Below are 8,480 nucleotides of genomic sequence, written 5' to 3' on the forward strand. Positions count from 1 at the left end.
TTCGAGATGATCGAACGACACGGGTCGATGGGCTTCGGCAAGGGCAACTTCAAGGCGCTGTTCGAGGCGATCGAGCGCGAGCAGGCGAAGCGCGGGAATCTCTGACGCTCCGCCACTGCCACCGCCGCGGCCCCCACGGACCTGACCTGTGGGGCCGCGGCGTCCTGTGCCGCCCGTTTACGATCGTCGGCGTGTGCGCAAACGTCATGGTCGCCGAGGACGACGACAAACAGGCCGAACTGATACGCCGTTACCTGGAGCACGAGGGGCACACCGTCACCCTCGTACCCGACGGCAGAGCGGCCATCGAATCCGTCCGCAGCCGCGAGCCCGACCTGCTGCTGCTCGATGTGATGATGCCCCGCGCCGACGGACTGGACGTACTGCGCGTCCTGCGCGCCGAGGCGCGCGAGCTGCCGGTGCTGATGCTCACCGCCCGCACCACCGAGGACGACCTCCTCCTGGGCCTCGACCTCGGCGCCGACGACTACATGACCAAGCCCTACAGCCCACGGGAGCTGATGGCCCGGGTACGCACCCTGCTGCGCCGCGCCCGGCCGGCTGCTGCTGCCAGGCCGTCGTCGGCGCTCGCCGTCGGAGCGCTGCGCGTCGACCCGGACCGGCACGAAGTGACCGTCCATGGCGAGCCGGTGGAGTGCACACCCGGCGAGTTCCGCATCCTCGCGGCGATGGCGGCCGAGCCCGACCGGGTCTTCACCAGGCAACTGCTGTTGGCCGAACTCCACGGCTACGACCGGTACATCAGCGACCGCACCGTCGACGTCCACGTCATGAACCTGCGCAAGAAAATCGAACCCGCGCCGCGCCGCCCGGTGCGCCTGCTCACGGTCTTCGGCGTCGGCTACAAACTGACCGACCCCGACAGGCGGCCGGCCCGTGCGACGTCCTGACCGGCCGGGCCCCAGGCGACTTCCGTTCCGCAAGAGCCTGTTGGGTCGGCTCCTCGCCGTCTCCGCCCTCGTCGCCGCCTGCTCCGTGGGCGCCACCGCCTGGCTCGCCGTGCAGACCACCTCGGGTGCGATCAAGCAGGAACAGGGCCAGAACCTCGCCGACGACGCCCGGATCTACAACACCCTCCTCGGCTACGCCGCCACCCACCCCCGATGGGACGGCGTCGAAGCGACCGTACGCAGACTCGCCGCGCAGACGGGCCGGCGGATCGCCCTGACCACCCAGCAACGCACGCCCCTCGCCGACTCCGCCGACTCCGGTCCCGCCCTGCCGCCCCGCGCCTCGGCCGTCGTCGACCCGCTCTCCCCGGACACCGCTCTCGCGCCGGCCGGCGGCTCGCAGGCCGGCACGGCGGACCGCATCGATCCACGGGCAGTGGGTCCCTTCAAGCTGCCCGCGAGCGAAGCCACCCTGCTGCGCGGCATCGCGCAGCGGGCGGCCGACTGCCTCGGCGGGCACGGCATCGCCGCCGACGTCGTCGAAGCGCCCAGCGGCCGGCCCCACATCCAGACGGTCGGCAACGATCCCGACCGTGCGGAGGGAGCGCGGTGTCCGACGGACGCCCTCGACACCCCCACCGCCACCGAGGCCAAGGCGCTCACCGCGCTCGACGACCTCGCCAACGCCTGCCTTGCCCGCCAGGGCCGCGACGCGGTGCGGCTGAACCTCGACCTGTCCTGGAACAGCACCCCGGAGCCCGCCGCGCCCGCCCCGCGCGAGGTCGGCGACGACACGGACCGGGCCGTCGCCTCCTGCGTGGGCACCGCCCGGCGCGAGCAGCTCAGCTCCTACGTCGCCTCGCCCGCGCTGCTGTTCATCGGCGACCCGGACACCGCGAACGTGCCCGGCTTCGCGCTCTCCCCGGCCAACACCGCGCGGATCGCGGGCGCGACGGCCCTCGTACTGGCCCTGACCTTCGGGGCCTCCCTGCTCGCCGCCACCCGGCTGGTACGGCCGCTGCGAGCCCTGACCGGCGCCGCCCAGCGGATGAAGGACGGCCACTCGGAACAGGTACCCGTCAGCGCCGACAACGAGATCGGACGCCTGGCCGAAGCCTTCAACGACATGGCCGCCCACCGCGCCCAGCTCGAGGAACAGCGCAAGGCGATGGTCAGCGACATCGCCCACGAACTGCGCACACCGCTCAGCAACATCCGCGGCTGGCTGGAGGCGGCACAGGACGGGCTCGCGGAGCCGGATCCGGCGCTCATCTCCTCGCTCCTGGAGGAGGCCGTGCAACTCCAGCACATCATCGACGATCTGCGGGACCTGGCGGAGGCCGACGCGGGCGCACTGCGCCTGCATCCCCGGCCCGTACGCATCGGCGAACTCCTCGGCCAGGTCTCCGCGGCGCACCAGCGCCTCGCGGAGACCGCCAACATCGCGCTGCACTCCGATGCCGACGGTGCCGTACCGGTGCTGACGGCCGACCCGGTCCGGCTGCGCCAGGCCGTGGGCAACCTCGTCTCCAACGCGCTACGCCACACTCCGGCGGGCGGGAACGTCACGCTGAAGGCGTACGAGGCGGAGCCCGGCACTGTCGCCGTGGAGGTCACCGACACGGGCAGCGGCATCCCGGCCGAGGCCCTGCCGTACGTCTTCGACCGCTTCTGGCGCGCGGAGAAGTCCCGCAACCGGCGCACGGGAGGCAGCGGGCTGGGTCTGGCGATCGTCCGCAAGCTGACAGAGGCGCACGGCGGCACCGTCCATGTCGCCAGCACCGAGGGCCAGGGCTCCACCTTCACGCTGCGGCTCCCGACGGCCGGACCTGATGAGATGACCACAGCGGTCTGACAGCTTTCTCACAACTCCACGACAGCCTGTGGCCGAGCCCGTGGCCCTGCGAGACACGGGCGACAGAAGACCAGTTGAAATGGAGCCATCCCTATGACCCACCGTTTGCGCGCCCTCGCGGTAGCCGGCCTCGTGGCCGGCACCGCGTTCCTCCCGTCCACGCCGGCGCTCGCCTCCGACGGCCCTCACGCCGACCGAACCCCTTCCCCGGTCCCGGCCCCGGCCCGCGGCGACGACACGCCCCGCCCGTCGACGGCCCCGCGCGGCGGTGTCGCGGCAGGTGACAAGCCGACCCCGGCTCCTGCCGAGCGGAGGGACGCGGCGCCCGCGCCCGCGGCCCCGCGGGGCGGCGTGAACGCGGGCGAGCGCCCCGCCGCCACGGAGGACACCACAGCCACGGCACTCGCCGGCTCCGCCGCTGCGATCACCCTGCTCGCCGGCGCCGGCACGATCGTCCTCCGCCGCCGCAGGGCCGCGGGCGCAGCTTGACCCCCTGCCCAGGCGCCGCCCGGGCGGCCTGCGGCAGCTGACGGCTCCGCGGGTTCGGCGGCGCACCGGCCCACACGAAGGGAGGGCGGCCCGGCGCGGCGCCCTCCCTTGACGGGACACACAGTCCGGCGGCGCCCGGGGCGTGGTCCGGCGGCCCGCCCCCACCCACGAGGGCGAGGGACGCCCGGCCCTCGACGCGCGACCTCGCACCCGTCACCTCCGTATCCCTCACAGGGCAAGCCGGCCGATCCGCCGCAGCCCCCGCCCCGTGGCACGGACGCCGTCGGGCCGCCGCCCCGTAGGCATCCGTCATCCGGCGGCCCACGCCACCACCACCCCCGTCCACGACCCCGAGCCCACATCACACCCGGAGTGCCCCATGCCCAGACCCCGACACCGGCGCGCCCGGGCGGCCCGTGCGATCGCGGTCGGTGCGTGCCTCGCGTTTGCCGCAGTCGCTGGGTGCTCCGCGCCCCGGTCGACGGGCGCCGAGCCACAGGCCTCGGCGCCCGCTTCTTCCTCCGCGACGGCGCGCCCCACTCCCGCAGAGCCCGTGCAGATCGCCATCCCCTCGATCGGCGTGCGCAGCGCCCTCATGCGTCTCGGGTTGAACGCGGACGGCACCGTCGAGGTGCCGCCCGCGGAGAAGGGCATGACCGCCGGCTGGTACACCGGCGCGGCCGTCCCGGGTGAGCCGGGCGCTGCCGTGGTCATCGGGCACAACGACACCCGGTTCGGCCGGGCCGTGTTCCACGACCTCAAAAACGTCCGCAAGGGCGCGGACATCACCCTTCGCGACGCCGCCGGAAAGACGTTGCGCTTCACCGTCACCGGCACCGAGACGGTCAGCAAGAACGCGTTCCCCACCGAGCGGGTCTACGGGGCGATCGACGCCCGCGCCCTGCGTCTCGTCACCTGCGACGGGGCCTTCGACGACGAAGGCCACCCCGTGAACAACCTCATCGTCTACGCCACCCTGCGCCGATAGCCGGCGGCCCGGTCAGCCGGACGTGTTCACCGCCGAAGCCGCGGCCGCCGGGCGTTGCAACGGCCGCAGCTCGGGGGTGGGCAGCGCTGCGGCCGGCCTGGCGACGCCACGGTGCTCACCGAGGCCGAAGGAGCCGCAGGCACCGAAGGAACCGCGGGGGTTATGCAGGTCGAACGGGAGCAACCGCCAGCCGCTGTCGTTCGAACTGGGCATCGTGAACTGCTTGCAGGACCTGGGAGATGAGGGGCTGCCGTGATGTCTGCTGTGCCGTTGCCACACGCCGAGGTCTGCCAAGTGCCCCTCTAGCCGCTAAAGGGTTTCCGGACTGCAGGCCGCCACCGCCGCCAGTCAGCACAGCCTCGCCGCGGTGACAGCCACGTACCATCGCTGACGCCCCGCGCCGACTCGCCCACTGAACTGGCCCGGGGCACGCTGGGAGGCGTGACCAGCGCGTCGATCGTCGTGCACCGGCCCTCCCGTACGGGCGGCCGGAGAGTCACTGTGCATAGCAGCGGCCGGGACGAGGTCCTCCAAACCCCCTAGAGTGACCACGATGACCTGGTCGTGTTTCTCGAAGGCGCTGGCGTCGCCGACCTCGAGGCCATCCTGGACGACCCGCAGTGGGGGAGTGGCGCGGCGGCCCCGCCCATGAGTTCAGCGCCGCCTGACGTCCAAGAGGTCGCGGGGCGGACAGGGAGGTCCTGCCCGACCCCGCCAATTAGTCGATCAGGTTGTGCAGTCCTGCCGCGCAGCCTGGGGCGGCGGCAACGGCGCCTACGTCGTCGCGGCGTTCGAGGGAGACCTGCGAACCCGGGCCATCGAGAGCGCGACGTTCGAGCTGATCGCATGACCGCAGCAGTCACTCAGACGTTCACCGTCATCGGCCTGACCCTGGACGTCGACTGCACCGAGCTGCTCATTGCCGCCGTCCTGCCCGGCCCGGTCGCCGACCAGATCGAGCTGCTCGCCACCAGCGAGGCCGACTTCACCCGCTGGGCAGACGAGTTCGACGCCCCCGACCCCGACACGGCCGCCGCCCTCGCCTACGAGCACTGCCGAAGGTGGGACGACGAGGTCTGATCCACGGGGCGCAGCCATCCGGCTGCGCCCCACACTTCTCCGGCCCCCCTTCGGCCGCCGGGCGAGGGGAGGCCGGCCGGAGCCTCGCCGAGGCCGCCGGCCCCGCGTCACCGCCCGAGGGGGGCCCGGGCGCAGCAGTCCGGCAGGCGCATCACCGTGGGGGCGCAGCACCCGTTCTCTCCCCGGGTGCGGGGCGCTGCGCCGTCCGTGCCGCCCGGTGGGGCGGTCCGCTTCGCTCCCCGCCCCACCTCGCTGCGTGCCGGGCACTCCGCTGCGCTCCGACCCGGACCGAGCGCTGCGCGCTCTCACGCACCTTCGGGCTCGGCAGCCGGTCGACGGGGACGCTGCGCGCCCCGCTCCCTCGCTTCGCGCTGCCGTTCCCCTCGGCCCACGGCGCTGCGCGCCATGGGGCGGCGACACGGCCCGCACAGTGCCCCGCACCCGGGGCCCGAAACCCGCCCCGACCATGGGAAATGCGGCCGCGAATTGACCAAGAACCCTTGAAATGAATACTCAGAGAATGCATAACCGAAGTATGCGGATCGGCGGTGGCAGTCGATCCGCAGCCGAAAGCGCACACTCCGATCCGAGGGAGAACCATGCCGAACGAGAACGCCCGCCGTCACCTCTCCGCCGTCCCCGCCCCGGCACCGGCCCCCGAGCCGGAAATGCCCTGGACCGAGGCCGAGATGGAAGACGCCATGGGCTTCCTCCTGGCCCGGATGGTGCCGTTGACGCAGCGCACGGGCTGGAAGATCGAGGAGATCATCGAGTCGGACATCTTCGGCTTGCGCCCTGGCCTATGTCGCGGCTCTGCATACCAACCCGCTGCTCCCCAGGACCGGCCAGGCCAGGGTGCTCGACGCGCTCGCCTTCTCCTGCTGCGTCCGCATGCTCGTCAGTGCCCCCGAGGGCTTTGGCGATGTCACCGACCGACTCGTCCTCGACAGCATCCAGTGGTGCACCCCGGCCCTCGACCGTGAGGACCTGAGCGGGTGAGGGCAGGCCGAGTGTGTCGAGGCGGTGGTGGTCGGAGGTGTCGAGGAGCAGGTGTCCGAGGAGCTGCCGTACGAGGTCTGCACCGACCCTGCCCCATCCGGGTCGGCCAGCCGGTTGATCCGCCGGGCGATGCGGGCGCCCGGCGGTCTGGCCAAGGGTGGCGTCACCATGAACCGTGGACCTTCCCGGCCACAGCTCCAGTCGCGCTAACTGCCGCTTCTGCGGTCAGCCGTCCCCGCCGAGGACGGGTACCAGGGGGCGCCCGTCGGTGAGCAGCCGGTTTATCTCGTGCGCGGCGGCCTTGTCGAGGAAGTACAGGTTCATGCACTGGCCGTTGCCTCTTGTCCAGAAGCGGCGTCCGTCCTGCTGCAGGTCATCCATCAGGTAGCTGACCACCAGCGTGTCCGCCCAGTCGTCGTGCACTTCGGCGGTCCAGCGCTGCCGTCGGCCGTCGATGGTGTACTCGATCCACGCCTCTTCCGATCCGAGGTCGACGTGGTCTCGCAGGTCGGTGAAGGCGTCCGGACGGCCGGCAATCCGGCACAGCTGGCGGGCGATCCTGACGTACGCGCCAGGGCCGTGGACGCACTCGGTGTCGAAGGTCCACGCCTGGTCGCAGAACCACCGCCCCCATGGCTCCCGCTCTACCTCGACGCCCAGGATGGACAGCAGGAGTTCGTATGGCCTGCGCTCGAACAGGTCCCGGGGCAGGGAGTAAAGCAGGTCGTCGACGGTTCTGTCGGCTGCGAGCGGCAGGCCGAGCCCTGCCAGCCGGGAGATCTGTGCTTCAAGTTGCATAGCCGCCGATCGTAGTGATGGCCGCCGACAGTCGAGTACTCCACTCGACCGGGCCGCCCGGGCCCGCGCCCTGCGACTGCCCGTGGGGCCGTGTCCGTCCTGCCGTTCCACAACTTCGGCGAATACACCGACGTTGACGCGGAAGCCGTCCTCGACGTCATCGCCTTGCTGTCGCTGACGTCCGGCCGCATCGGCGGCGCGGTCGTGTGCACCAACCACGCCGACGACACCTCCCGCGTCCTCGGCTGGCGACTGAGCGACTGCATCGCCCCCCCGCTGGGCAGGGCCGAGATCTTCAGTGCCTACTGCACGGACGCCGCCACCGGCGAGCCGATCCCGCCGGAGCCGGGCACGGAGTACGCCGTCTCCCCGCCGGTGCTGGCCTGGCGCCCGTCACCGGGGCGCAGTCCGACCGGCTGCGCCCCACCCGGCCTGGATCGGCGGAGTGATTCCCTGTCGGTGAAGGGCGGTTCCCATAGACGCCAGTGATACGTATGGGATATAGTTGTCTTATTGGTCGGCGGTGGCAGTCGGCCGACACCGAGAACACACCCTTTGTGAGAGATGGAGTCACCCATGACCCGTACGCCCGACGCCCTGCTCGTCACCCCCGAGGCGGACATCGTCCCGGTCGACCTGCCCGCCGACCCCGACGCGCGGCTGACCGTCATACGCTCGGTGATCCGCTGCGAGCGGGTGGACGTCGTGGGGCTCACCAGCCGGCTCGACATGTGGCTGGACGACGAGGGGCTCTACAACCACCCGGTCAACAAGCTCGCGACGGTGCTGGCGTTCCGCTTCGGCTTCACCTGCCAGGACTACCACGGGCCCGTCCTGCTGACCGGCGGCGCGGACGCCGAGGGCGAGACGGTGCCGCTGTCCAAGGACAAGCTCCTGGCGCTGCTGACCAGCCTCGAAGAGGAGCTTTAAGCCCCACCGCCGGAGCAGCCCACCCCGGCTGCTCCGGCCCCGGCTGGAGCTGTCTGACCAGGCGTGGGAGGTGCTGGCGCAGGCGGGTGGGAACGTGGCGGTGCTGCACCGATTGCGGCCGCCCGGAGCCGGATAGCTGCAGGACCGACTAGTCGGCTTGCACGACCTGGCCACCTGGTGCGCCGCCCACGGCCGCGCAGTGTCCTGGGCGTGACCGCGCCGTGTCCCGGGCCGCGCCGCCGCCCCGGATTCCTCAGAGCCGGCCCTCGTCCGCCGGGTGGAACCGGTCCTCGTTCACCGGCTCGGTGTCGCCCGCGCGTGCCGCCTCCAGCTGTGCGGCGAAGGCGAGGCCGAGGAACAGCGCGACACCGGTCAGGTTCGCCCACAGCAGCAGTGCCATGAACGCCGTGAGCGGCCCGTAGACGGCACC

The 8,480-nt window shown here is 72.1% G+C and carries 10 protein-coding genes; 8 read left to right on the plus strand and 2 right to left on the minus strand.

All coding sequences use genetic code 11. The annotated features are described in order from the left end of the window. The first annotated feature begins 206 nt into the window (after positions 1-206). The 4 genes from ACWD0A_RS34305 to ACWD0A_RS34320 all read left to right on the plus strand — a co-directional run bounded on the left by ACWD0A_RS34305 (position 207) and on the right by ACWD0A_RS34320 (position 4,243). The gene (locus ACWD0A_RS34305; protein ID WP_451304593.1) at positions 207-911 is read left to right on the plus strand and encodes a response regulator transcription factor; all 705 of its coding nucleotides are present in this window, start codon (positions 207-209) and stop codon (positions 909-911) included. Beyond that, entirely contained in the window at positions 898-2,766 is a 1,869-nt protein-coding gene (locus ACWD0A_RS34310) for a sensor histidine kinase (RefSeq protein ID WP_451304575.1), read from the plus strand. The genes ACWD0A_RS34305 and ACWD0A_RS34310 overlap by 14 nt, the downstream gene beginning before the upstream one ends. Before the next feature lie 93 nt (positions 2,767-2,859). Continuing rightward, positions 2,860-3,255, plus strand: coding sequence for a hypothetical protein (locus tag ACWD0A_RS34315; protein WP_451304577.1), 396 nt, complete (start codon positions 2,860-2,862; stop codon positions 3,253-3,255). Positions 3,256-3,634: 379 nt separating this feature from the next. Then, positions 3,635-4,243: a class F sortase gene (locus tag ACWD0A_RS34320; RefSeq protein WP_451304579.1), complete on the plus strand. Its 609-nt coding sequence runs from the start codon at positions 3,635-3,637 to the stop codon at positions 4,241-4,243. Between the two features lie 12 nt (positions 4,244-4,255). On the opposite strand, the gene ACWD0A_RS34325 is transcribed toward ACWD0A_RS34320, so the two are convergent. Further along, a complete protein-coding gene (locus ACWD0A_RS34325) occupies positions 4,256-4,456 on the minus strand; it encodes a hypothetical protein (RefSeq protein ID WP_451304581.1) in 201 nt (66 codons plus the stop codon). A 633-nt stretch (positions 4,457-5,089) separates the two neighbouring features. Between ACWD0A_RS34325 and ACWD0A_RS34330 the strand changes: the two genes are divergently transcribed. Together ACWD0A_RS34330 and ACWD0A_RS34335 are read left to right on the plus strand one after the other, a co-directional pair. Next, positions 5,090-5,323, plus strand: coding sequence for a hypothetical protein (locus tag ACWD0A_RS34330; RefSeq protein ID WP_451304583.1), 234 nt, complete (start codon positions 5,090-5,092; stop codon positions 5,321-5,323). An 855-nt stretch (positions 5,324-6,178) separates the two neighbouring features. Further along, positions 6,179-6,322, plus strand: a complete 144-nt coding sequence (locus tag ACWD0A_RS34335) for a hypothetical protein (protein ID WP_451304585.1) — start codon at positions 6,179-6,181, stop codon at positions 6,320-6,322. Positions 6,323-6,547: 225 nt separating this feature from the next. Here ACWD0A_RS34335 and ACWD0A_RS34340 read toward each other — a convergent pair whose 3' ends face one another. After that, positions 6,548-7,120: a hypothetical protein gene (locus ACWD0A_RS34340; RefSeq protein ID WP_451304587.1), complete on the minus strand. Its 573-nt coding sequence runs from the start codon at positions 7,118-7,120 to the stop codon at positions 6,548-6,550. Between the two features lie 90 nt (positions 7,121-7,210). Here ACWD0A_RS34340 and ACWD0A_RS34345 point away from each other — a divergent pair, with 90 nt between their 5' ends. Continuing rightward, complete coding sequence (locus tag ACWD0A_RS34345) at positions 7,211-7,609, plus strand: hypothetical protein (RefSeq protein WP_451304589.1); 399 nt, start codon at positions 7,211-7,213, stop codon at positions 7,607-7,609. A gap of 87 nt (positions 7,610-7,696) precedes the next feature. Beyond that, complete coding sequence (locus tag ACWD0A_RS34350; RefSeq protein WP_451304591.1) at positions 7,697-8,050, plus strand: DUF3846 domain-containing protein; 354 nt, start codon at positions 7,697-7,699, stop codon at positions 8,048-8,050. Positions 8,051-8,480: the final 430 nt, after the last annotated feature.

The organism is Streptomyces sp. NPDC002867, from assembly GCF_053591895.1.

Coding starts and splice junctions, on each gene's coding strand:
- ACWD0A_RS34340 (WP_451304587.1), bottom strand. CDS start 7,120: ATGCAACTTGAAGCACAGATCTCCCGGCTGGCAGGGCTCGGCCTGCCG.
- ACWD0A_RS34320 (WP_451304579.1), top strand. CDS start 3,635: ATGCCCAGACCCCGACACCGGCGCGCCCGGGCGGCCCGTGCGATCGCG.
- ACWD0A_RS34315 (WP_451304577.1), top strand. CDS start 2,860: ATGACCCACCGTTTGCGCGCCCTCGCGGTAGCCGGCCTCGTGGCCGGC.
- ACWD0A_RS34325 (WP_451304581.1), bottom strand. CDS start 4,456: ATGCCCAGTTCGAACGACAGCGGCTGGCGGTTGCTCCCGTTCGACCTG.
- ACWD0A_RS34330 (WP_451304583.1), top strand. CDS start 5,090: ATGACCGCAGCAGTCACTCAGACGTTCACCGTCATCGGCCTGACCCTG.
- ACWD0A_RS34305 (WP_451304593.1), top strand. CDS start 207: ATGGTCGCCGAGGACGACGACAAACAGGCCGAACTGATACGCCGTTAC.
- ACWD0A_RS34350 (WP_451304591.1), top strand. CDS start 7,697: ATGACCCGTACGCCCGACGCCCTGCTCGTCACCCCCGAGGCGGACATC.